We start from the raw sequence: 23,865 nt of genomic DNA on the forward strand, positions 1-23,865 counted from the left end.
GGGCCGGCATATTCTATCAATAAATTCTATAATTGAATCGGATAGAATTGATTGGCTAAATAATCATACCGGGTCCAATCTGGTTTCCATGGACTTCAGCGCGCGTCTTCGCGTGCCCGCGCCAGGGAGAGAAATCAATGGACGACAAATCCGGAACATGCCCGTTTGCAGCCCCGCCGCATCGCCACACGGCGAGCGGGGCGCTGTCAAATGCCAGCTGGTGGCCCAACCAGCTGAACCTTAAAATCCTGCATCAGAATGCACCGGCCTCGAACCCGATGGGCGAAGGCTTTGACTATGCCAGGGCGTTCGAAAGCCTCGATCTCCAGGCGGTGAAGGCCGATCTCACCGCGCTGATGACCGACAGCCAGGACTGGTGGCCGGCGGACTATGGTCATTATGGCGGCCTGTTCATCCGCATGGCCTGGCACTCGGCCGGCACCTACCGCACGGCGGATGGCCGCGGCGGGGCGTCGACCGGCAACCAGCGCTTTGCGCCGCTCAACTCCTGGCCTGACAATGCCAATCTCGACAAGGCGCGCCGCCTGCTCTGGCCGATCAAGCAGAAATACGGCGCCAGCCTGTCCTGGGCCGATCTGATGATCCTGGCGGGCAATGTCGCGATGGAATCGATGGGCTTCAGGACGTTCGGCTTTGCCGGTGGCCGCGAGGACATCTACGCACCCGAGGAAGATATTTATTGGGGCGCCGAGACCGAGTGGCTGGCCGACTCCAAAGCCGAAAACAGCCGCTATTCCGGCGAACGTGATCTGGAAAACCCGCTGGCCGCCGTGCAGATGGGCCTGATCTATGTCAATCCGGAAGGCCCGGACGGCCAGCCTGATCCGCTCGCCTCGGGACGCGATATCCGCGAGACCTTTGCCCGCATGGCGATGAATGACGAGGAAACCGTCGCGCTCACGGCGGGCGGCCATACGTTCGGCAAGACCCATGGTGCCGGTGATGCCGCGCGCCTCGGTCCCGAGCCCGAAGCCGCCCCGATGGAAGAGATGGGCTTTGGCTGGAAATCGTCGCATGGCACGGGCAAGGGCCGCGACACGATCACTTCGGGCATTGAGGGTGCCTGGACACCGAACCCGACGGCCTGGGATACGGGCTATTTCGATGTCCTCTTCGGTTATGAATGGGAGCTAGTGAAATCACCGGCCGGAGCCTGGCAATGGACTCCGAAAGACCTGAAGCCCGAGAATCACGCCCCCGATCCGGAAACCGGCGAGCGGAACCGCCCGATCATCATGACGACCGCTGATATGGCGATGCGGATGGACCCGGTCTATGGTCCGATCTCCAGGCGTTTTCACGAGAATCCCGAGGAATTCGCCGATGCCTATGCCCGCGCCTGGTTCAAGCTGACCCACCGCGATATGGGCCCGAAGGACCGCTATCTCGGGACGGAAGTGCCGGACGAGGATCTGATCTGGCAAGACCCGGTCCCGGCCGGCACACCGCTGACCCGTGCCCAGGTCAGCCAGCTCAAGGAAACAATTCTTGGCTCCGGCCTGACCGTGGCGGAACTGGTTCAGACCGCCTGGGCCTCGGCCTCGACCTTCCGCCAGTCCGACAAGCGCGGCGGCGCCAATGGCGCGCGCATCCGGCTCGCGCCTCAGAAGGACTGGGCTGTGAACCAGCCGGACCAGCTGGCAAAGGTTCTCGGCATCTTCGAAGACATTCGCGCCAAAGCCGGCTTCCGCGTCTCGCTGGCCGATCTGATCGTGCTCGGCGGTGCGGCGGCGGTTGAAAAGGCGGCGCAGGATGCGGGCTTTGACGTCTCTGTGCCGGTATCGACCGGCCGCGGCGATGCCACCGAAGACCAGACCGACGCTGAAAGCTTTGAACCGCTGGAGCCGGAGGCCGACGGCTTCCGCAACTGGACGCGCGGGGCGTTTACCATCCCGACGGAGGAAATGCTCGTGGACCGGGCACAGCTTCTTGGTCTGAGCGCGCCGGAAATGACCGTGCTGGTCGGTGGCTTGCGCGTCCTCGGCAACACGGTCGGAGGGGCGCGTCATGGCGTGTTCACATCAAGGGCCGGCACGCTGACGAATGACTTCTTCGTCAACCTGCTCGATATGAAAACCGAATGGACGCCGGCCGGCGAGGATGGGGAGTTGTTCGAGGGCCGTGACCGGGCGACCGGAAAGACGGTCTGGACCGCCACGCGGGCCGACCTCGTCTTCGGTTCGAACTCCCAGCTCCGGGCCATCTGTGAAGTCTATGGCGCCGCTGATGCCGGTGAAAAATTCGTCACCGACTTTGTCGCGGCCTGGACAAAAGTGATGGAACTCGACCGCTTCGATTTGCGCCGGTAGCAGGGAATCATCCACGCTCAGAAGGGGCAGGCTAGAGGTCCGCCCCTAGATATGCTCGTCGCTGGCATAGGGCCCGGCCGCCTGACGCCAGGGATTGATATTCATCTCCTTTTGCATGGACGGAAAAGCCCGGTGGGCGCAGGCCTCGCGTTCACACAGCCGGCAGGTCAGGCCGACCGGGGTCGGCGGCACATGCGATAAGGCGTCCGCATAGACGGTTTCGCTGGCCCGCGGCCACTCACACCCGACCGCGACGACATGCCGGACCGGCGGTTCATGATCCGCGCCCGGCCGGAAAACCGCGCGCGCAATCGACAGGTATTCCGACCCGTCAGGCAAGGCGAAGCGCTGTGTGATCAAGCTCTCCGGGGCCCGGAATGCATCCGAAAGCGTCCATTTCGGGCACGATCCGCCCGAGCGGGCAAAGGGCAGGACAGCGCCGCCGAATCTTTTGGAAACATTTCCCGCCGGATCCATCCGCACCATGAAGAAGGGGACGCCGCTGGCCTCCCGCCTGTGCAGCGTTGTCAGGCGGTGACAGACCGCTTCGAAGCCGAGTCCGAACCGCCTTTGCAGCCGGTCAATGTCATAGCGGCTCTTTTCCGCCAGTGTCAGGAACGCTTCATAGGGTGCCAGCAAGGCGCCGGCGAAATAGCGCGCCAGCCCGGACCGGTAGAGCGCATCCTCCGTCTTTGCGCCAAGTCCGGCTTCGGCCACTTCGGCATCCAGAAGGTCGCCGAATTCCAGCAGCGCCAGCGTCGTCGCCATCTGCATCGGACGCGCATTGGCCGACAGCCGGTCCGACAACATCAGCCGGCGTGTATGAAAATCCATCCGCTGACGGGCGCCGCCCATCACATCATCCTCGAATGTACGGACGATGATGCCGTGCGCGTCTTTCAACCGCTCCTCTAGCGCCGTACTGCGATTGTCCGGCGTCAGTTTCAGCTCACTGCCAAAGGTTTCAGCCGCGGCTTCCAGCTTCGGGAAGTAGTTGTGCCGCTTGTCGATCGCATTGCGGACGGCCTCGGTCGGGCTCAGCTGCCCGGCCCGGTCGCCGCCCTCGAGTTGAGCGGCGAGATCCGCTGAGGAGTCAGCGGCATTGCGGTAGGCCTGATGCAACAGGGTGAGGGCCTCGGCGGCGCGTGGCTGGCTTTCGGCAAGCTCGGTCAGCTCGGTGCGGTCGAGTCCGAGAACGGCCAGGGCCGGGTCGGCTGCAGCCGCTTCCAGATCGGTCACCAATTGCCGGTCCGAGCCTTCGGCGAGACTGCGGACATCAATGTCGAAGGCCGCGGCGACGGCGAGCAGCACACGCGCGGTCAGCGGGCGCTGATTGCGTTCCAGAAGATTGAGATAGCTGGGCGACAGGCCCAGCATGTCAGCCGCATCGGCCTGGGTCAGGCTCCGCTCCCGGCGCAAGCGCCGCAGCCGTGCGCCGGCAAAAATCTTCTCGTTCTGCAAATCCATATTGTCAATAATACACAAAAACACAAAATGACAAGTCACTATTGAATACATCATGGCTTCTTTCAGCTTTCTGTTGTGTAGACAGGAAAACTCATCGCCGTCAGGTTTGCCTCCAGAACCGCCGCTTGTCCGGCTTTCAAATTGGGGATTGCAAAATGACGACATTCAACGACCTTGTGCCCGCCGCCACGCCGGACCGCTTTGCCGGCATTGACCGGGATTATTCTGCCGAAGACGTGCTGAAGCTTCGCGGCTCGGTCCATGTCCAGCACACGCTTGCCGAGCGCGGCGCGGTGAAGCTCTGGACGCTGCTGAAAACCGAGCCCTATATCAATGCGCTGGGCGCGCTCACCGGAGGCCAGGCCATGCAGATGGTCCGCGCCGGTCTGAAAGCCATCTACTTGTCAGGCTGGCAGGTTGCGGCCGACGCCAATGAAGCCGGGGCCATGTATCCGGACCAGTCGCTCTATCCGGCCGATTCCGGCCCCGAACTGGCCAAGAAGATCAATCGCACGCTCCAGCGGGCCGACCAGATCGAGGTCTCCGAGGGCAATCTGACGCGTGACTGGTTTGCGCCGATCGTGGCGGATGCCGAGGCCGGCTTTGGCGGCCCGCTCAATTGTTATGAAATCATGCGCGCCTATATAGAGGCCGGTGCCGCCGGTGTGCATTTCGAGGACCAGGTCGCCGCTGAAAAGAAGTGCGGTCATCTGGGCGGCAAGGTGCTGATCCCGACGAAGGCGCATCAGCGCAATCTCAATGCCGCACGCCTGGCCGCCGATGTTCTGGGTGTTCCCACGCTGACCGTCGCGCGCACCGATGCCGAATCCGCCACCCTGATCAATTCGGATATCGACGAGCGCGATCATGAATTCATCGATTATGATGCGGGCCGGACGGCGGAAGGTTTCTATCGCCTGAAGAAGGGCAGGGGCGTCGATCACTGCATCAAGCGCGGTCTGGCCTATGCCAAATACGCCGACCTCCTCTGGTGGGAGACCTCCAAGCCCAATCTCGACGAGGCCCGCCGTTTTGCGGAAGCCATACAGAAGGAATTCCCCGGCAAGATGATGGCGTATAATTGCTCGCCCTCTTTCAACTGGGAAGCCAATCTCGACAAGGCCACCATCGAGACCTATCAGCGCGAACTGGGCGCGATGGGTTATAAATTCCAGTTCGTCACTCTCGCCGGCTTCCACCAGCTCAATTACGGCATGTTCAGCCTCGCCAGCGGCTATCGCGATCGCGGCATGGGCGCCTATTCCGAGCTCCAGCAGGCCGAGTTCGCGGCCGAGAAGGACGGTTACACCGCCACCCGTCACCAGCGCGAAGTCGGCACCGGCTATTTCGATCTCGTCAACCAGACCCTGTCGGGCGGTCAGTCCTCCACTACAGCCATGGGCGAATCCACGGAATCCGCCCAGTTCGCGGCGGAATAAGTGGGCATCGGGAGCAAGACCATGAACAAGGCCACCCCCAATGGCGTCGATCTGCTCGGGCCGATGGAGCCCGGCTACCGCGCCATCCTCGCCCCGCATGCGCTGTCATTCCTGATCGGCCTGCATCGCCGCTTTGATGGCCGCCGCAAGGCCCTGCTCGAAGACCGTCAGAAACGCCAGGCCGAATTCGACGCCGGCAGCTTGCCTGATTTCCCGGAAGAGACCGCAGACATCCGGGCCTCGGAATGGACCGTGCGGCCCGCCCCGGCCGATCTCAGGGACCGCCGTGTCGAGATCACCGGCCCGGTCGACCGCAAGATGGTGGTGAATGCCCTCAATTCCGGCGCCCGCTGCTTCATGGCGGATTTCGAGGATGCCTCCTCGCCGAAATGGACCAATATGGTCGATGGCCAGATCAATCTGCGCGAAGCCATCCGCCGGCAGATCGATTTCACCGACGAGAAAAACGGAAAGCGCTACCGGGTCTCCTCGGATGCCGCGACGCTGATCATCCGCCCGCGCGGCCTGCATCTCGATGAACGTCACATGCAGGTCAACGGGCAGGCCATCTCCGCCTCGCTCTTCGATTTCGGCCTCTATCTCTATCACAACCATGATGCGTTGAATGTGCGCGGCACGGGGCCATATTTTTATCTGCCGAAGCTCGAAAGCCGGTTTGAAGCGCGCTTCTGGGCGCTCGTGTTCAGCCATGCGGAAGAAGTCTTGGGGCTCGAACGCGGCACGATCCGCTGTACCGTCCTGATCGAGACCCTGCCGGCGACATTCGAGCTCGATGAAATCCTCTACGAATTGCGCGATTATTGCGTCGGCCTCAATTGCGGCCGCTGGGACTATATCTTCTCCTACATCAAGCGCCTGCGTGGTCATGCGGACCGCGTTCTGCCGGACCGCTCGCAAATCACCATGGCGACGCCCTTCATGCACGCCTATTCGAAACGCGTGATTGCCGTCTGTCACCGGCGTGGCGCTCATGCCATGGGGGGCATGTCGGCTTTCATCCCGGTCAAGGGCGATGAAGCGGCCAATGCCCTCGCTTTCGAACAGGTCAAGGCCGACAAGACGCGCGAAGCCACAGACGGTCATGACGGCTGCTGGGTGGCGCATCCCGATCTCGTCCCCGTGGCCAAGGCGGCTTTTGACGATGTCATGCCCGGCCCCAATCAGATCGACCGCAAATTCGCCATCACCGGCTCGGCCGCCGATCTGGTGGCCGCCCCGGAAGGCACGATCACGGAGGCCGGGGCCCGCGAGAATGTCGATGTCGCCATTCGCTATATCGCGGGCTGGCTGGCCGGGCGGGGCGCCGCACCGATCCGCAATATGATGGAAGACGCGGCCACCGCCGAAATCGCCCGCGCCCAGCTCTGGCAATGGCGGGTGTCCGGCGCAAAGGCTGAAAACGGGACGCTTCTGGATGCCGGCTGGATGGAAGAAGCCATCCATATCGCCGAGGCCGAAATCCTCGAGGATGCGGGCTATCGCCTGTCCGGGCCGAATGAGGTGAAAGCCGCAGCAAGTCTGCTGCGCGAGCTCGTTCTGTCAGACGATTTCGACGAATTCCTGACGCTGAAAGCCTATGACCAACTGACAAAAGGTCTGCAGGTCTCTATGCGGCTGACCGAATTCGACTAGATCACACTTGGATGCCCACCGGCGGGACCGGGAGGCAGGCGCGGCAGACCCCTTGCAATCCGGGTCTGCCGCGCCACTTTTTTATCCGGTGTAGAAATCCGGATAGGCTTCCATACCCAGTTCGGATTTATCCAGCCCGGCCACTTCCTCATCCAGCGTCGGACGCAAGCCGATCGTGTGCTTGAGTGCCAGCCATGTGCCCGCACTCAACGCCGCAACGAACGCACCGATGGCGAGAATTCCCACAGTCTGGACGCCCAGCTGGGTCAGCACATTCAGTCCTTCAGCCTGTGTCGTGAGGGCCGCGACCAGCGTCCCCCAGATGCCGCAGACCAGGTGTGCCGGTATGGCGCCGACGACGTCATCAATCCTGAGCTTGTCGAGCAGGGGAACGGTCACAACGACGAGGATCCCGCCGACGGCCCCGATGATCATGGCCTGCCACAAGGCCGGGTCCAGCGGACCGGCAGTGATCGCGACCAGCCCGCCAATCGCCCCATTGAGCACCAGTGTCAGGTCCGGCTTTTTGAACACGAGATAGGCCGTGGCGAACGCCCCCAGCACGCCGGCCGCCGCAGCGGTATTTGTGTTGGCAAGAATTTTCCCGACTGCGCTGACATCCTCGATCGTGCCCGCCGCCAGCTGAGAGCCGCCATTGAAGCCGAACCAGCCGAACCACAGGATAAATGTCCCCAGCGCTGCGAGCGGCAGGTTGGAGCCCGGCATCGGTTTCTGAATCCGCCCGTCCGGCGCATATTTTCCATATCGGGGCCCGAGGATGAGAGCACCTGTCAGCGCCGCCCAGCCACCGACGGAATGGACCAGCGTCGATCCCGCGAAATCCTGAAAGCCCATCACATGCAGCCAGCCCTCGCCCCACTTCCAGGCCCCGGCAACGGGATAGATCAGCGCCGTCAACACCACGATGAAAAGGAGGAAGGGGCCCAGCTTGATCCGCTCGGCGAGCGTGCCCGAGACAATCGATGCCGCCGTGGCCACAAAGGCCATCTGGAAAAACCAGTCGGCTGATGAGGCTATGGACCCGGATGGCTCATCCAGTGCATCGGGTGACCAGACCCCCAGCGTACCGATCAGACCGCCGTCGACCCCGTCATACATCAGCCTGTAGCCGACGAGATAATAGGTCAGCCCGGCAATGGAAAAGAGCGTGATATTCTTGAGCGATATGGTGGCGGCATTCTTCGCCCGCACCAGCCCGGTTTCCAGCATGCAGAATCCGGCGGCCATGAAGACGACGACCATGCCGGAAATCATCAACAACATCGTGTCGGCCACAAAGGCCATGACGTCCGGCTCGGAAGGAGCAGTGATCGCCCCCGCGATTTGTGCTGCTAGTGCGAACATTTTCTCCCCCCATCATGTTGCGCTGCAGCATGATGGCCAGACTTTCAGCCGCTGTAAAGAGATCAGCGGGCGGATAATTCGAAGAATTCCGTTGTGCTGCGGGTAACCCTGCCGCGACAGGACAGCCGATCCGTCAAATTTGAACAATGCGTTTAAACGGCCCTTATGGGGAGATGTGGTGGATTTCCTCAAGACAGCCGGAAAACCGGCGTGGATGGTATGAGGGTGAGTATGGCGAACCGGGCGAATGTCGTCGTTTTCGCGTCGCAAAAGGGCGGGTCAGGCAAGACCACCCTCTCCGGACATATTGCGGTCGAGGCCGAGCGGGCCGGAGATGGTCCGGTTGCCCTGATCGACACAGACCCTCAAGGCTCGCTCGCCAAATGGTGGAACGCCCGCACCAGCGCGACGCCGGCCTATGCACGGGTTTCCATCGGTGAACTGGAAGCCGGTATCAGGCATCTCGAGAAATCCGGCTTCAAACTGATTGTCATCGACACCCCTCCGGCCGTGACCGAGTCGATTGCCGGTGTGGTCCGCCACGCGGACCTGGTTGTGGTGCCGACCCGGCCGAGCCCGCATGATCTGCGCGCCGTCGGACCGACGGTCGATATTGTCGAGAGCTTTTCCAAACCGCTCGTCTTTGTCGTCAACTCGGCCACGGCGCGGGCCCGGATTACCGGTGAAACCGCAGTTGCGCTGTCACAGCATGGCGTTGTCGCGCCGGTGACCATTCATCACCGCACGGATTTTGCAGCGTCCATGATTGATGGCCGCACAGTGGGTGAGATCAATGAGGACTCGAAATCAGCCGATGAGGTTTCGAAGCTCTGGCGCTATCTGCGCGCCCGTTTCGTGCGCAATGGCATACCGCTCAATGGTCAGGATGCGGTCGGCGATCTTGCCATTGCGGCGTTGACGCCGGGCGGCGGCAGTGCGGATATTTTTGGCGACGATGACGAGGACGATAATGTTCCCGGCCTCGGCGAACTTGTGCTGCCGGGATGGAATGAAGACGAACTCCCCCGCCCGGAAGCCGGCACTCAGTCCGGATGGGATGGCGTGGACCGCCGCAAGGGCGACAATGGTCCGCCCAAGGGGGTTCCGGACCGCCGCCAGCCACCGCGGGCGGTGTTTGGCCGCCGCACGGCCTTTGTCCACCGTGTCGCGGGGGAGGGCTGAAAATGAATTCATCGCCATTTGCGTCGCTGCATTCCGGCCTGCTCGTCCGCAAGGGGGCCGCCGTGCCGTCCCCCGCGGGAACACGAACGGCACCGGAACCCGTCTTTGACCCTTTTTCAATCGCCCGCCGCGATGCCTCGGATGCGGACAACGCCCCTCCACCCCAGCCGCATCCGGGGCCCTGCGACGCGCACCATGCCTCTGCCGCGCAAGATGAGGAGTCCGGTTTCGAATTGAGTGATCAGCAGGACCGGCGCCTGCGGCTCGCCGCGGCGAAACTCGATACAACACGCGGACAATTATTGTCGGAAGCGGTCGATAATCTGCTCAAACACCTCGCCGAGACAGAGCTGGCATCGTGTTCCTGCTACCGGGCGCTCGCTGACAGCAGCTAGGGCCTGTATTCATAAAGGTTTCGCGCATATCACGCTCCAAACCCTTTATAAGCACGGGGCCTAGAAGCAGCTGCCATCCATTTCGGCGATCCAGGCCCGGACAAGCTCGACGCCGTCCTCGTGGATCAGCGAGCGGCCCAGTTCCGGCATCATGATATCACCCTGCCTGGAATCCATGCGGTAGATGAAAATCGACTCCTCAGGCGCACCGGGAACAATATCGAAGCGATGCCCGCCCGACCCGGGACCGGCCGCAATCGGGGGCTTGCAGACACCGAGATTGGGGCCTTCAGGCGCGTCGAAATTGAGGTGCAGGCCGGACGTGTCGGCGGCCCCCACCGGATTGTGGCAATGGGCGCAATTGATATCGAGATAGGCGCGCGCCCGGGCCGCAAGCGGCGTATCGGGATCATTCCAGATCGGGGCCCGCGGCGCCAGCTCCGGTGACGCAGCGCCGGACAGATAGCCTTCGGCGATGAAATGGGCGAGCTGGTTTTGCGGGCCTTCCGCATAGGCGAAATCGCGATTGAGATGGCGGGCGGCCGGCCCGATAGGCTGTATTTCACGGGTCGTATTATTGGTGGCGTGGCATCCGGCGCACTGATTCACATTCGGCACCAGATAATTGATGGCCCGCAATCGGCCATCCGCCTCCGCAAGGGTGAGCGCCTCGGAATAGCCTGCCCGCATCAGCCGGGCATCGCTTTCATCTTCATCCCAGACATAGGGCAGAGCCACCCAGCCGGCCTCACGGCGGATCAGCAGACGGGTTTCAATCAGGCGGACACGGTCGAGGTCCAGCGTCTCCGGGGTGCTGGAAACCTGCAGCCCGGCATCACCGCGCAGGACATTCCCCGCATCATCGACCGGATAGTAGAAGGTCTTGGTGATGACGGTGCCGACCGGAAAATCGAGCACCTCGCCTTCGCGATAGGCCGCCGAAACGCCCTCCGGCATCCAGATCGTCCGCAGCTTCCCCGCATGATCGGTGAACAGCGCCGTGTTGAGATCATAGGGCTCGACGCGGTCCGACAGCACCAGATGCCCGTCTGAAACCGTCACCATACCCCATTCCGACAGCATCGCCGGCCGGCCCTCCGCATGAAAGACAGGTGTCGCGGTCTCGCTGCCACAGGCGGCGAGTATCAGGGCGAGGGCAGGAAGCAGTGCACGCATCAGAAGGGCAGGACGATCTCCGGCAGGCGCTCATGCAGGCAGGCCGTATCCTCGACAATATGCGGATCGGCATATCCGTTCGGCCCGTCGGCATTCAGCATTTGCGCATCCCCGTTATCGAGGCAGATCCGGTATTGATCCGGCATTTCGCCTCCGGTCAGAAGATCCGGGTTGGCAAAACCGTCCCACAGCACATCCGGGATATTTCCGGTCAGTCCGAACATCATCACCCGCAAGGCCTGCAGTTCGACATTGTCCGGATTGCCGCCGCCCTCACCCAGCGTATTGCCGGAAATCCAGATGCTCTCGGGATAGGGATCGAAATTCTCCTGCGCGCCGATATCCGAGAAGCCGGTCGAATAGACCGAGGAAATGATGATATTGGCTGTGCGGTGATCGCGGATCTCATTGCTGAAAATCTCCACCTGGTCATTGGAATTGATCACGATGCCGGACCCGGCCGGAACACTCGCGACGGGCGTGCCGGGATGACCGAAATTGCGGGTATTGTTCTCGAAAACCTGGTTGTCATAGACGCGCGTGCCATAGCCGGGCTGAGGCAGGTTCGGCATGTTGAAGACCAGAATGCCGCCCGTATTGTTGGTCGCCACATTGTTGTAGACGTCCGCGCCGATCGTGTTCTCGATCTCGATTCCGGCGACATTGAATTCCGCCCGGCTGTCGCGGACAATCACATTACGCGACTGGCCGACATAGATGCCGGCATCCGATGCGCCGATGGCCACCACGCCTTCAACCAGCGTGTTCGTGGTCTGCACGGGGTAAATGCCATACGCGCCATTGTCCGTATCGGGGCCATTGGTCCATTCCGTGCGCACCCGGCGGATGATGATGTTTTCACCCTCATTCACCTTCAGCGCATCGCCGCGCGTATCCTCGATGGCCAGGTCCTCGATGGTGAAATCGCTGGCCGTGACCAGCAGGCCTTCTGCGCCGGAGGTCTGGTTGGCAAAGGACAGAATGGTTTCGTCCATACCGGCCCCGCGAATGGTGACACCATCCACGGTCAGGGACAGCGACCGGTCGAAGGAAAAGACGCCGGCCGGAATTTCGATCACATCGCCCGGCTGCGCGTCGATCAATTGCTCCATCAGCGTGGTCTGGAAGTCGGTGTCCGCGCCGGACAGATCGCGACCGTCATTGCCACCGCCACACGCGGCGAGCGTCAGTAAAAGTGCAAGACTGCTTCCGATGGCCAAAAGACGCATGGCATCCCCCCTTCTGTATCCCAAGATGAACGCTGTTCACTGCCGCAACACTAGGATGCCTGATGCGTCAATGTCGAGTATTTTAGGACGATGACAGGGCTGCGCTGACGCGCTTCTCGAGCGCATCGACGGGTTCATTGACCACATCCAGATTGAATTCGCCGCGAATCCGCTTCTGCAGCGCTTCGTGATATTTCGGCCGGAGGAAGCCCAAGGACCGGCTGGCGGCATAGATCAGGATTTCGTCAAATTCGTGGTTCAAGGCGGCCTTGTTCAGAAAGCCGGCAATGTCTTCGGCAAAGCGCTTTTCCTGCTCGTCGTGCGCATCGCCTTCATCAAGCGCGCTGCGCTGTCCGCCCTGTCCGTCAAACTTGCGGCCGGGCCGGTCGGTCATGATGTCACGGCTCTGCGGCACATCCTGCTTGTCGATCTCCACAGGCTTGAGGACCGGATATTCGGCATCTCCCTCATTCCGGTATATCAGCCCCTTCGAACCGTCGATTGCTGCGACCCAGAGCGTCTTCTGCGGACCGTGTGACATGCATATCTCCTGTGCTTTCAGCTTTGTATACAGGAAGTGGTGGGCGGCGGCGAGACGTTCAAGCCGGGTTGCAACACAGCAGAATAGCTGGATGATCCCGCTTCGGGATTGCCGGGGGGATTGAACATGGACGCGGTTGCGCTCGACGCTATTCGCGTCTCCGTCAACGAGGAAACCCGTATCGGGCTGACCCTCAGCCTGGCGATCATGATGTTTTCTGTGGCGCTGACGCTGAAGCCGCAGGATTTCATTTTTCTCGGCCGCAATCCGAAAATGTTCTTCGGCGGCGTTGCGACCCAGATCCTGCTGCTGCCGCTGATGTCGGTCGGCCTGGCGCATCTGATCGCCCCGACGCCCTCGCTCGCCTTCGGTATGATCGTCGTGGCCTGTTGTCCCGGGGGCAATGTGTCCAATCTGATGGTGCTGATGGCCCGCGGGAATGCCGCCTATTCCGTCTCGCTCACGGCCGCATCAAGCGCGCTGGCTTTCATCATCACGCCTGTGGCCATTCTCTTCTGGGCCGGGCTCTATCCGCCGACTGCCGAGCTCATCCGGTCCATCGAGATCGACACGCTTTCCTTCATCCTGCAAACGGCCTTCGCATTGGGCGTGCCGCTGGCCATCGGCATGTTGCTGGCGACGTTCCAGCCGCGGATCGCACAGCGCATCCAGCCGGTCGTCTATGCCATGGCGATCGGCATCCTGATCTTGCTGGTCGTGGCGGGCATTGCCAGTAATTGGGAGATCATATTTTCCAGCGGCTTTATCATCGCGCCGGTGGCAATCATCCACAATGCGGCCGCCTTTGCGCTGGGCGCGCTGATGGGGCGGATTCTGCAGATCGCGGCGGCCTCACGAAGGGCTCTGACATTCGAAATCGGCATTCAGAATGCCGGTCTGGGTCTCGTCATACTCCTGACCCAGTTTCCCGCGCTCGGCGGTGCGGCCGCCGTCACGGGTTTCTGGTCGCTCTGGCATCTGTTTGCCGGCCTGGGTCTGGCCGCCGGCTTCCGCCTCTGGGACCGCTATTCCTCCATGCGGGTATAGCGGATCACCCAGCGGTCCGACCACGCTTCCTCCTCGGACGCCCGGCCTTGCCAGCGCCATGTAAAGCTGTCTTCGGTCACATCCTGCCAGATCATGCGACGGTGCGGAGCCGAGTCGGTCAGCCGCGTATTGACGAGAACAAAGTCAAACTCGTCCGATGCGTCCGGCCCGCCGAAGAGCGAATAAAATCCACCCTGGTCATCCACCCAGGCCTGACGCCATAGGCCCAAGGGCGCGAAATAGGTTGAGACCGACATGCCATTCAGCCCGGCACCGGAAAAGCGTTCATAAATCACGCAATCGCCGAATTCATCGCGGGTGATATGGTTTTCGCCAGTCCCGGTCGTGCCGTCGGGATTATCCCATTCCGCGTGCCAGTCGCCGACCCAGAAATCGAGCTGGCGGTATTCCTCGCTTGAGCACGGCGTTGGGGGCGCCGGCGTGGTGCTTTGGCTGTAGGCTGCCGCGCTCAAGCTGGTCCCGGCCACTGATGCAGCCAGAATCATGAAAGTGTTCAATGTCATAACCGTTGTCCTCCAACAGTGTCATTCACGCAGAAGTTAGAACGGCACACGCACCAGCGTCTTGACCCGACTGCGCAGGCTGCAGAAGGTGCCGGCAAGATGACCGCAACCGCTTTCGACCCTCTGGCCCTGTCGGCGAATTTCCGCCGCAGCGATGCCTGCATCCACTTCGTCAAGGATGCTGACCGGCGCTATGTGGCAGCCAATCAGCGGCTTGCTGCCTTTTTCGGCGCACAGAGCCCACAGGACGTCATCGGCGCTCGGACATCGGACTTTTTCGATGAAGCGATTGTCGAGCGCTATGACCAGCTGGACCAGGCGATTTCCAGCGGCGCAACCCTGATTGATCGCTTCGATTTCACCTATGACCATTCCGGACAAGCGCGTTGGTATCTGTATTCCCGCAGCCGCCATCACGATCCCGCCCGGCCTTGCGTCAGGGGTATCTCTTATCCATTGCCGGTCTATACCCATTCCGGCCGCGTTTACCGCAGGCTGGCGCTGGCAACTGATGTAATTGCCGCCTCGCTTGATGAACCGGTCAGCCTGCCGGAGCTGGCAGACCGCGCTGGATGTTCTGTCGCGCAGATCGAGCGCGATTTTGCCCGCGTCCTTCAGGAAAGCCCGAAGCAATACCGGTCGCGCCTGCGGATCCAGCGCGCCATGGATGGTATCCGCAAAGGGCGGAGCCTGACGCGCATTGCGCATGAGTGCGGATATTCCGAGCACAGTGCTCTCAGCCGCGCATTCAAGGCAGCCACCGGCTTAACGCCGAAGCAATTTCGCGCCACACTCTCCTGAAAGACGTCATCGGGGGAGACATTATGAGCTATGATATCAAGATCACGGGCGGCACCGTTTATGACGGATCCGGCGCGCCCGGCCGCAAGGCAGACATCGCCATTTCTGCAGGCCGCATCGCCGCCGTGGGCGATTGTCCGGGGGCGGCGGCACGCGAGATTGACGCCTCCGGCTGCATCGTCACGCCGGGCTTTCTCGATTTGCACTCCCATTATGATGGCCAGGCGACATGGGACGACACGCTCGAACCCTCCTCCCGCCACGGTGTGACCACCACCATTATGGGCAATTGCGGGGTCGGTTTTGCCCCGGTGAAATCCACAGACCATGAGCGTCTGATCAAGCTGATGGAGGGGGTGGAGGATATACCGGGCACGGCGCTGGCCGAAGGCCTGAAATGGAATTGGGAAAGCTTTCCCGATTACATGAATGCCCTGGAAGCGCAGAACCGGACCATCGATATCGCGGTGCATATCGGCCACGACCCGTTACGCGTTTATGTCATGGGTGACCGCGCCATCGCCGATGAGGAAGCCAGCGACGGCGACATTGCCGCCATGCGCAGTATCGTGCGTGAGGCGATGGAGGCCGGGGCCATCGGCTTTTCGACCGGACGCTCGGATGTTCACAAGACCGCCGATGGTGACTGGACACCCTCGTCCGAGGCCACATCCCGCGAGCTCGCGGGCATCGCAGAGGCATTCGAAGGTCTCGATTATGGTGTCGTCCAGGCCGTGTCCGATTTTGACCTCGAGCGCGAAGGTGACCGCTTTGAAGCCGAATGGGCCGTACTGGAGGCCTATGCCAAAGCCGCTGGCGGACGGCCTTTCTCCATGTCCCTGATGCAGCGCGATTTCGCCCCGGACCAGTGGACCCGCATTCTGGAAAAAGCCGAAAAGATGAAGGCGGAAGGCGTGGATATGCGGGTCCAGACCGCCCCGCGCGGCATTGGCGTTTTCCTCGGCCTGCAATGCACCTTCCACTTCTTCATGGGGTATCCCAGCTACAAGAAGATTGCCCATCTGCCCTTCGAGGAGCGCGTGGCGATCATGAAAACGCCGGACTTCCGCGCGCAGATCCTCAGCGAGACCACCGACAAGCTGTCCGGTCCGGGCTCCTCCATTCCCCCTCTGGCCGATATGCTGATGGAACATATCGATTTTGTCGCCACCAAGCTGTTCCAGCTCGGCGATCCGCCCGACTATGAACAGCCGCCGGAAAATGCGCTCGCGGCCCAGGCCGAACGCGAAGGCATTCCGCTCATGGAAAAGCTCTACGACACCGTGCTGGAGCGCGATGGCAAGGAGCTGATCTACTTCCCGATCTACAATTATACCGAGGGCGACTATAACAACGTCATGAAGATGATGACCCACCCCCAGGCGCTGCAGGGGCTGGGCGATGGCGGCGCGCATGTCGGCACGATCTGCGATGCCTCCATGCCGACCTATCTGCTCTCACACTGGACAAGGGACCGCACGCGCGGGCCGAAACTCCCCGTCGAGCGCGCCGTGCAGATGATGACGGGCGATATCGCCGATTTCCTGTCCCTGAAGGATCGCGGGCTTATCCGCGAGGGCATGAAAGCCGATCTCAACATCATTGATTATGACGCCCTTCAGCTCGAGCCTCCGCACATGGTGAAGGATCTGCCCGCGGGCGGTCAGCGCCTCCTGCAGGGCGCACGCGGCTATCGCGCCACGATTGTCAGTGGCGTGCCGGTTGTGCTGGACGACACATTCACCGGCGAGAAGCCGGGACGGCTGGTGCGGGCGGGGAGGTAATTTTGTCGATAACTTTTGCCGACGACGGCCCGCTTTGGCTTGAACTAATACGGCTATTCCTCGCGCCGACGACGATTGCCGCTATAGCTTCAAGCATTGCGGCTGTCGTTGGTGTCTATGTCGCTTGGCGGCAATACAAGATCGATCAGAAGAATTATGCGCGCTTGTTGTTGCCTGATCGAATTGAAATCATTGATGCGGTCCAACAATTTATCGGCGCCGTTTTTCGCGATGGCCATGGCCGACAGGCTGATGAGAAACCGTTCTTGGATGCGAAGGATCGTGCTCAACTCATTTTCAGCGAAGACGTGGTTGCCGACTTAAATGAGGTTTATCGGCTGGTTTTGAATTTGAATGCTGCCGAAGCAATTGTGCAGAATCCAGACCACACCGGCTACGATGATGCAGTCGAGCGTTCGTACCAGACGTCCAAAATCCTCATTCAGAAGGCCGGCGAGGTCACAACAAAAATGCGAGAAGAAGCCAACGTGGCGGGCTGAATGAAATGAAACTCTCCCAGAAAACCAAGATATCGACGCCCCGCCTCGCCGAGGTCCAGGCTTGGTATCAGCGGCTCTTCGGAATGGTCGTGGTCGAGGAATGGGACGACGCGGGCGACAAGGGCGTGATTCTCGCCTTCAAGGACGGCCACAACGAGGCCCTGTTGGAAATCTACGACACGGACGTCGAGCACGACTTTTCCGGTCTCAGCCTGCAATACAGGGCCGAGCCGCTGGACGATTTCATCAAATCCCTGCCAGCCGATATCAAACCGGAAGACCTCAAAGACCGGCCTTGGGGCGCGCGCTATCTTTATCTGCGCGACCCGCTGGGCATCCAGGTCATCGTCTATGAAGGCTGTTGGTAGCCGGCCTCTTTCGCGGGCACATACCGCACCGCCTTCGCAAACCGTTCCGCATAGTCCGGATGCTCCGTCCCCATTACCCTGTCCCAGAAAGTGAAGTAGAGCCCGAAATTCCAGCCCGCCTGCGCGTGATGCAGGTCGTGATGCGTCACGGTCGTCAGCCAGCCGAAAAGCGGTTTGCCGCGCCACGCGGGGAACAATTCGTACCCGCAATGGCCGACCGCATTGCGCAGCATCATGTGGCTGGTGAAGATCAGCATCGCCAGAGGCGAAACCGGCAGGATCAGCACGATCAGCGGCAGATAGGCCGCATTCACCACCGCCTCGGCCACATCGAAGGAATAGGATGTGAAAGGCGAGGGATTGTTCGAGCGGTGATGCCTCCGGTGCACGCGCCGGAATAGGCGCGGATGATGGATCAGCCGGTGCGTCCAGTAAAACCAGGCATCGTGCGCCACGATCAGGACCACGACGCTCGCCCAGAAATACAGCCATCCACGTTCCGTCGGGTCCATATAGAGATCGATCCAGCCCGCAGCGACACCCGCCGCGATCAACAATCCGCCGGCGGTTGCAAAGATGAAGACTGTCCGAAGCGAAACGAAAAACTCGGTCAGCATCTGTTGGGCGGGTGGCGAGTCGGGCCGGATCTTTCGTCCGGCGAGCAGACCCGCCAACGCCAGATTGATGAGCAGGAATACCCCGAGGGCGCCTACCAGATATCGAGCGAGGTCGGTCGCCGCAATGCCGGCCCAGATCAACGGAAGGGAGGAAAGAAAGTCGGACATGTCAGCCTCGTTTGAAATTGAGGCCTTGTCCTGACTGATCTTGCTCACGCGCGCTCGCCGGATTCAAAACCCGGCAGCCACTTTGCGAAATCAGTCAGTCTTTTCCGGAATCAGTCAGCGCCGCGCGGCGGTATTCGGTTGGCGTCTGGCCTGTGACCTCCTTGAAGGCGCGGTTGAAAGGTCCCAGCGAAGCATAGCCAAGATCATAGGCCAGCCCCGAAACAGGCGTGAGACCATTTTCCGGATTCTCCAGCCACGCCTTGGCTTCGCCAATCCGCCGCTCATTCAGGAATGAGGAGAAATTCCGGTAACCAAGGCCCTGATTGATGATCTTTCTCAGACGGTGTTCGGGCACGCCCACATGCTCCGCCAGTTTCGCAACGGTCAGACCTTCCTCGCGATAGATCCCCTGATTCATCAGCGCCGTCAGCTTGTCGAGAAAGTGAGTGTCTTCCGGCATCATACGGCGCCGGGCTTCCTGTTGCGGCAGAACTGGTCGTGGCGCCAGCAAGTCCCGCCGCAAAGTCAGGAAGACCCCGCCAAACAGGGTGGTGATCAACAACAGCGCGCCGCCCTGTTGCGCGACCTGGCCGGTGACCCACTCATTGATCATCAGGAAGATGCCCAGCGCGCCAGCCGCGAGCGAGAAAATGGCACGTAGGGCGCGCCGGCGCTCGATCAGGTCTTCAGCCCGGTCTTGCAGGGGCAGCCAGATAACCAGGGCAAAGGTCGCCACGGACAGAAACACGTGTATGCCCATTTGGATCGGATTTGCGTCCCAGACGGCATAATTGGTCAGCAAAAGGCCGGCCGGAATCAATCGCCAACCAAGAATTGGAAACCGGTCCTTGAACAGCGCGCCGGTAAACCACCATTGGAAAACAGGATTCAGAATCGTGAAGGGGATAATGACTGCGCTGAGCCATTCCGGCTGAATGGGGCCGATAGTGGGAGAAGAGTTGATCGCGTAGCAGGCAATTCCGAATGCGAGCAAAGCGCCGCGCCGCGCCGCATCAAACCCGCGGCCAATCAATCCGAACAGAAAGATGTAAAGCGCGAGGAGCCCCAGAAGGGCGCCGCGAACCAGAAGGTCGATGAGGACCGCGGCATCCATCGCGCCGCCGGTCAGTCCATCGCCTTGACGATGGACTCCGTCATCTTCTTGGCATCGCCCAGCAGCATCATTGTGTTGTCACGGAAGAAGAGCGGGTTTTCCACCCCGGCATAGCCCGAGCCGAGCGAGCGCTTGATGAAGAAGACGGTGCCCGCCTTCCACACCTGCAGCACCGGCATGCCATAGATCGGCGAGGACGGATCATCTTCCGCCGCCGGATTGGTGACATCATTGGCACCGATCACGAAGGCCACATCGGCATTGGAAAATTCCGAATTGATGTCTTCCAGCTCGAACACCTCGTCATAGGGCACATTGGCTTCCGCCAGCAGCACATTCATATGCCCGGGCATGCGGCCCGCGACGGGATGGATAGCATAGGCAACATCAACGCCCTCATGCTTCAGCGTGTCCGCCATTTCCTTCAGCGCGTGCTGCGCCTGTGCGACGGCCATGCCATAGCCCGGCACAATGATGACCTTGCGGGCATTCTTCAGCACAAAGGCGGCGTCATCCGCCGAGCCCTGCTTGACCGTACCGCCCGGACCTTCGCCGGTCGGGCCGGCCGCTTCGCCGCCAAATCCGCCGAGAATGACCGAGATGAAGGAGCGGTTCATGCCCTTGCACATGATGTAGGACAGGATGGCCCCCGACGAGCCGACCAGCGCACCGGTCACGATCAATGCGGTATTTTCCAGTGTGAAGCCGAGCGCTGCTGCTGCCCAGCCGGAATAGGAGTTGAGCATCGACACAACGACCGGCATGTCGGCGCCGCCAATCGGGATGATCAGGGTCACGCCGAGGACGAAGGCAACAATCGTCAGCGCCCAGAAGGCGAAGGTCAGCTGACCGCCTGAAGCGACCAGGAAGATAATCATCAGGGCAATAAATCCGCCCATCGCCAGATTCACCCAGTGCTGGCCCTTGAAGATGACCGGTGCGCCGGAGACGAGGCCCTGCAGTTTCATGAATGCGATCACAGAGCCGGAAAAGGTGATGGCCCCGATGGCCGAGCCCAGCGACAATTCAACCAGGCTGATCTGCTTGATGTCCCCGGCGACACCGATGTGAAAGACATCCGGCCGGTAAAAGGCCGCCAGCGCCACCAGCACGGCCGACATGCCGACCAGGGAGTGAAAGGCCGCGACCAGCTGCGGCATCGCTGTCATCGGGATCCGCTTGGCCACGATGGCACCGGCACCGCCCCCAACGGCCATCAGGCCGGCAATGACCAGGAAGCTGCCGAAACCCACACCGGCGGCCAGCAGCGATGTGATGATCGCCACGGCCATGCCGGCCATGCCGAAATAATTGCCCCGCCGGGCGGTTTCCGGATGCGACAGGCCGCGCAGGGCCAGAATGAACAGCACGCCCGAGACGAGATAGAGAATGGCAGCAAGATCAGCGTTCATGTTTGTCCCCGGGATGGCCCCTTATTCCTCATACTGGATTTCGTAAGTGTTGATATACGTCTCGCCATTCGACGATTCGCTGACCCGCATGGCGAGCGACGCGCCCGGCGTTTCCATGATGTGATAGACGGATTGCAGGAACTCGCTGGCAAACCATCTCCGGACCTGCGCGCGCGCTTCGACATCGTCATAACCAGCGATGCGCAGGGTATAATTGGAATTGCCGTGGCGATCGCTATCATAACAGCGCAGGCGGATCATGACCTCCAGCATCGAGACGGAGCGGATATCCGGGCAGCTCACGAAATAATTGCTGGCGAGGCCGCGTTCCCGGCCCGGCCGATCGCTGTCCTCCGCCTCGTCCGCCTGTGTCGCCAGATCCAGCACACGGCGCGAGATTGTCGGCGTATCGTCATTCTGCTCCAGCCGCTGTGCCGGTGCGGTCTGGATCTGCTGCGATTCAACCCGCCTTTCCTGGGCCAGCGAGGGGCTGGCCAGCAGGCATGCCGTGGCGGCAGTCCAGATTAGACAGGCAGAGGCTCTCACAACAAATCTCCTGCTCGTGGCTTGGTTATAGACATTTCGGACATCCATGATTCGTCCCGCTCGGCCCGCCAGCGCCGGTTTTCATAGTCCAGCTCGATTTCCATCACATCGTGTAGGTTCGGAGTTTCAAAACTGCCGCAGTCGCACGTGATTTGAAGGGCTACCTCCGTCAGCATGGCCTGATCGACGATGCAGCGTGTCACGACGCCCTCGCCCATATCAGGTGCCTGCGCCACGGCGGCACCTGTCATTAGGAAAAAGAGAGCGAGCAAAACGCGCATCCTAGTCCACGATCGCCAGGATGCGATAGCAGGTGATGGCCGAACGGGCGCTGGCGCCACGAAGCCTCGAGGCGTCGCAGATTTCCTGCGTCGCACTGTCGGCGGCCTCGTAATTGACCGTGATCGTATTGCGGGCTGAACCGCTCTGGCGGGATTCCAGCAGCCAGCTCATGAAAGCGGAAATACCGCCGGGGCGCGTCCCCCCGTCGGTGGCCATCAGAGCGCGGCCGTCCGATCCCATATCGCAGACGAAACCGGCCCCGCCACGGGCAAAGACAAGCTCCGCCACCCGGCACTGGGCAGCCCCCGGTCCAGGTCGCGCGTCCTGACTGGTCAGGCGCGCGCGCTGCTGGGCATCGGCCAGCCCGGAGAAAGCGAAGGCAAGCAGGATGATGAAGAAGAGACGCATCATGATTTGCCTCCATCGCCTGCCGCCGGCTTTTCCTTTTTCTTGTACATGGCCAGCATGCGCTGGGTGACGAGGAAGCCGCCGAAGATATTCACACTGGCGAGGATCACCGCGATCGCACCGGACACATTGGCAAAGCTGGAGGCGCCGGAGGTCTCGCCGGTCAGCGCCGGGGCCGCTGCCGCCAGCAATGCGCCGACAATGATCACCGAGGAAATGGCATTGGTCACCGCCATCAGCGGGGTGTGCAGCGCCGGGGTCACCGACCAGACCACATAATAGCCGACGAATATCGCCATCACGAAAATGGCGAGGCGGAGGGTAATCGGATCAACAGCGTCCATGAGAGCGTTCCGTTCTATTTCAGCGTTTCGTGCACGACCTTGCCGTCGCGCGTCAGTGTCATGCCGATAATGATTTCATCATCCCAGTGCGGGGCCAGCGCGCCATCCTCGCCCACGAGGAGCGGCGTCAGATTGACGAGATTGCGCGCATAGAGGCTGGAAGCATCGGCTGCGAGCCGTCCCGGCAGATTCGAGAAACCGGCGATCGACACACCCTTGTGCTCGACGATTTCGTCGGCTTTCGTCAGTTCGCAATTCCCGCCCATCGGGGCGGCCAGATCGACAATCACCGAGCCCGGCTTCATCGCCTCGACCATGGCTTTTGTGATCAGTTTCGGCGCCGGGCGTCCGGGAATGAGCGCCGTCGTCACTACTACGTCCTGCCTGGCGATATGGCTGGCGACCAGCTCGGCCTGCTTGGCCTGGTATTCCTTGCTCATTTCCTTGGCATAGCCGCCGGCGGTTTCCGCCGCCTTGAATTCCTCATCCTCGACCGCAACGAATTTCGCGCCCAGCGAGGCCACCTGTTCCTTGGCCGCGGGACGGACATCAGTGGCGGTCACGACCGCGCCCAGGCGGCGGGCCGTGGCAATCGCCTGCAGACCGGCGACACCGGCCCCCATGACGAAGACTTTTGCAGCGGCAATCGTGCCGGCGGCGGTCATCATCATCGGAAAGGCCCGGCGATAGATTTGCGACGCCTCGATCACGGCGCGATAGCCGGCAAGATTGGATTGCGAGGACAACGCGTCCATCGCTTGCGCCCGCGTGATCCGGGGCGTGAATTCCATGGCCAGCGCATTGACCCCGGCTTCGGCGAAAGCCTTCGCCCGGGCCTTGTCCCCATGCGGTTCCAGCTGCCCGACCAGCAGGCAGCCCTTCGGCAGTTTGGCCAGTGTTTCAGCATCCGGTGCCCGCACAGCAAATACGGCATCGGCGCCTTTCAGCGTTGCGGCAAGCGTGCCCAATTTCGCGCCCACCGCCTCATACTGGCTGTCGGGCATGCTGGCCGAAGCGCCCGCGTCTTTCTCGATCTGGATATCATGTCCGGCCGCAATCAGCTTCTTGACGGACTCAGGCGTAGCGGCAACCCGGGTTTCCCCGTCTCGGCGCTCTTTCAGAATGGCAATTTTCATCGGGTCAGGAATACCTGTCACAATTGGCTGACGCCAC

23 protein-coding genes and 1 pseudogene are annotated in these 23,865 nt (G+C 61.3%); 10 read left to right on the plus strand and 14 right to left on the minus strand.

What is annotated here, in order from left to right; genetic code table 11:
• The first annotated feature begins 137 nt into the window (after positions 1-137).
• The gene (gene katG / locus DBR16_RS00715) at positions 138-2,330 is read left to right on the plus strand and encodes a catalase/peroxidase HPI (RefSeq protein WP_109259325.1); all 2,193 of its coding nucleotides are present in this window, start codon (positions 138-140) and stop codon (positions 2,328-2,330) included.
• Between the two features lie 45 nt (positions 2,331-2,375).
• Here katG and DBR16_RS00720 read toward each other — a convergent pair whose 3' ends face one another.
• Entirely contained in the window at positions 2,376-3,797 is a 1,422-nt protein-coding gene (locus DBR16_RS00720) for a helix-turn-helix domain-containing protein (protein ID WP_109259993.1), read from the minus strand.
• 155 nt (positions 3,798-3,952) lie between these two features.
• Here DBR16_RS00720 and aceA point away from each other — a divergent pair, with 155 nt between their 5' ends.
• On the plus strand, positions 3,953-5,236 hold the full coding sequence (gene aceA, locus DBR16_RS00725; protein ID WP_109259326.1) for an isocitrate lyase: 1,284 nt from the start codon (positions 3,953-3,955) through the stop codon (positions 5,234-5,236).
• Positions 5,237-5,257: 21 nt separating this feature from the next.
• Positions 5,258-6,889: a malate synthase A gene (aceB, locus tag DBR16_RS00730; protein WP_109259994.1), complete on the plus strand. Its 1,632-nt coding sequence runs from the start codon at positions 5,258-5,260 to the stop codon at positions 6,887-6,889.
• 81 nt (positions 6,890-6,970) lie between these two features.
• On the opposite strand, the gene amt is transcribed toward aceB, so the two are convergent.
• The gene (gene amt / locus DBR16_RS00735; protein ID WP_109259327.1) at positions 6,971-8,254 is read right to left on the minus strand and encodes an ammonium transporter; all 1,284 of its coding nucleotides are present in this window, start codon (positions 8,252-8,254) and stop codon (positions 6,971-6,973) included.
• A gap of 231 nt (positions 8,255-8,485) precedes the next feature.
• Here amt and DBR16_RS00740 point away from each other — a divergent pair.
• Both DBR16_RS00740 and DBR16_RS00745 read left to right on the plus strand, forming a co-directional pair.
• Positions 8,486-9,187: pseudogene (locus DBR16_RS00740) on the plus strand (AAA family ATPase); the annotation flags it as partial.
• Between the two features lie 251 nt (positions 9,188-9,438).
• Positions 9,439-9,831: a hypothetical protein gene (locus DBR16_RS00745; protein WP_109259329.1), complete on the plus strand. Its 393-nt coding sequence runs from the start codon at positions 9,439-9,441 to the stop codon at positions 9,829-9,831.
• 60 nt (positions 9,832-9,891) lie between these two features.
• On the opposite strand, the gene DBR16_RS00750 is transcribed toward DBR16_RS00745, so the two are convergent.
• From DBR16_RS00750 to DBR16_RS00760, 3 genes are all read right to left on the minus strand, one after another.
• Complete coding sequence (locus tag DBR16_RS00750; RefSeq protein ID WP_233347473.1) at positions 9,892-11,007, minus strand: SO2930 family diheme c-type cytochrome; 1,116 nt, start codon at positions 11,005-11,007, stop codon at positions 9,892-9,894.
• A complete protein-coding gene (locus DBR16_RS00755; protein WP_109259331.1) occupies positions 11,007-12,236 on the minus strand; it encodes a parallel beta-helix domain-containing protein in 1,230 nt (409 codons plus the stop codon). The genes DBR16_RS00750 and DBR16_RS00755 overlap by 1 nt, the downstream gene beginning before the upstream one ends.
• An 82-nt stretch (positions 12,237-12,318) precedes the next feature.
• Positions 12,319-12,777: a baeRF12 domain-containing protein gene (locus tag DBR16_RS00760; RefSeq protein WP_109259332.1), complete on the minus strand. Its 459-nt coding sequence runs from the start codon at positions 12,775-12,777 to the stop codon at positions 12,319-12,321.
• 126 nt (positions 12,778-12,903) lie between these two features.
• Between DBR16_RS00760 and DBR16_RS00765 the strand changes: the two genes are divergently transcribed.
• On the plus strand, positions 12,904-13,824 hold the full coding sequence (locus tag DBR16_RS00765; protein WP_109259333.1) for a bile acid:sodium symporter family protein: 921 nt from the start codon (positions 12,904-12,906) through the stop codon (positions 13,822-13,824).
• Here the strand turns inward: DBR16_RS00765 and DBR16_RS00770 are convergent.
• Positions 13,803-14,348, minus strand: a complete 546-nt coding sequence (locus tag DBR16_RS00770; protein ID WP_109259334.1) for a hypothetical protein — start codon at positions 14,346-14,348, stop codon at positions 13,803-13,805. The two genes, DBR16_RS00765 and DBR16_RS00770, sit on opposite strands and share 22 nt — an antisense overlap.
• A gap of 99 nt (positions 14,349-14,447) precedes the next feature.
• Here DBR16_RS00770 and DBR16_RS00775 point away from each other — a divergent pair, with 99 nt between their 5' ends.
• The 4 genes from DBR16_RS00775 to DBR16_RS00790 are packed head-to-tail and all read left to right on the plus strand — an operon-like array spanning position 14,448 to position 17,801.
• Positions 14,448-15,149 (plus strand): helix-turn-helix domain-containing protein, encoded by a 702-nt coding sequence (locus DBR16_RS00775; RefSeq protein WP_109259335.1) that lies wholly within the window; start codon positions 14,448-14,450, stop codon positions 15,147-15,149.
• Between the two features lie 23 nt (positions 15,150-15,172).
• A complete protein-coding gene (locus DBR16_RS00780; protein ID WP_109259336.1) occupies positions 15,173-16,933 on the plus strand; it encodes an N-acyl-D-amino-acid deacylase family protein in 1,761 nt (586 codons plus the stop codon).
• A 2-nt stretch (positions 16,934-16,935) separates the two neighbouring features.
• On the plus strand, positions 16,936-17,433 hold the full coding sequence (locus DBR16_RS00785; RefSeq protein ID WP_109259337.1) for a hypothetical protein: 498 nt from the start codon (positions 16,936-16,938) through the stop codon (positions 17,431-17,433).
• Between the two features lie 5 nt (positions 17,434-17,438).
• Entirely contained in the window at positions 17,439-17,801 is a 363-nt protein-coding gene (locus DBR16_RS00790; RefSeq protein WP_109259338.1) for a VOC family protein, read from the plus strand.
• Here the strand turns inward: DBR16_RS00790 and DBR16_RS00795 are convergent.
• The 8 genes from DBR16_RS00795 to DBR16_RS00830 form a co-directional block, all read right to left on the minus strand.
• Positions 17,783-18,586 (minus strand): sterol desaturase family protein, encoded by an 804-nt coding sequence (locus DBR16_RS00795; RefSeq protein WP_109259995.1) that lies wholly within the window; start codon positions 18,584-18,586, stop codon positions 17,783-17,785. The two genes, DBR16_RS00790 and DBR16_RS00795, sit on opposite strands and share 19 nt — an antisense overlap.
• Positions 18,587-18,680: 94 nt before the next feature.
• A complete protein-coding gene (locus tag DBR16_RS00800; protein WP_109259339.1) occupies positions 18,681-19,700 on the minus strand; it encodes a helix-turn-helix domain-containing protein in 1,020 nt (339 codons plus the stop codon).
• A gap of 11 nt (positions 19,701-19,711) precedes the next feature.
• Positions 19,712-21,112: an NAD(P)(+) transhydrogenase (Re/Si-specific) subunit beta gene (locus DBR16_RS00805; protein ID WP_109259340.1), complete on the minus strand. Its 1,401-nt coding sequence runs from the start codon at positions 21,110-21,112 to the stop codon at positions 19,712-19,714.
• Positions 21,113-21,133: 21 nt separating this feature from the next.
• A complete protein-coding gene (locus DBR16_RS00810; RefSeq protein ID WP_109259341.1) occupies positions 21,134-21,658 on the minus strand; it encodes a hypothetical protein in 525 nt (174 codons plus the stop codon).
• The gene (locus DBR16_RS00815) at positions 21,655-21,939 is read right to left on the minus strand and encodes a hypothetical protein (RefSeq protein ID WP_109259342.1); all 285 of its coding nucleotides are present in this window, start codon (positions 21,937-21,939) and stop codon (positions 21,655-21,657) included. The genes DBR16_RS00810 and DBR16_RS00815 overlap by 4 nt, the downstream gene beginning before the upstream one ends.
• Position 21,940: 1 nt before the next feature.
• Positions 21,941-22,351 carry a hypothetical protein gene (locus tag DBR16_RS00820; RefSeq protein WP_125184473.1) on the minus strand — a complete coding sequence of 137 codons (411 nt, stop codon included), beginning with the start codon at positions 22,349-22,351 and terminating at the stop codon, positions 21,941-21,943.
• Complete coding sequence (locus DBR16_RS00825) at positions 22,348-22,692, minus strand: NAD(P) transhydrogenase subunit alpha (RefSeq protein ID WP_109259344.1); 345 nt, start codon at positions 22,690-22,692, stop codon at positions 22,348-22,350. Before DBR16_RS00825 ends, DBR16_RS00820 begins: the two co-directional genes overlap by 4 nt.
• A gap of 14 nt (positions 22,693-22,706) precedes the next feature.
• A complete protein-coding gene (locus DBR16_RS00830) occupies positions 22,707-23,828 on the minus strand; it encodes a Re/Si-specific NAD(P)(+) transhydrogenase subunit alpha (protein ID WP_109259345.1) in 1,122 nt (373 codons plus the stop codon).
• Positions 23,829-23,865: the final 37 nt, after the last annotated feature.

The sequence above is a fragment of the Hyphobacterium indicum genome, assembly GCF_003129605.1.
Taxonomy (GTDB): domain Bacteria; phylum Pseudomonadota; class Alphaproteobacteria; order Caulobacterales; family Maricaulaceae; genus Hyphobacterium; species Hyphobacterium indicum.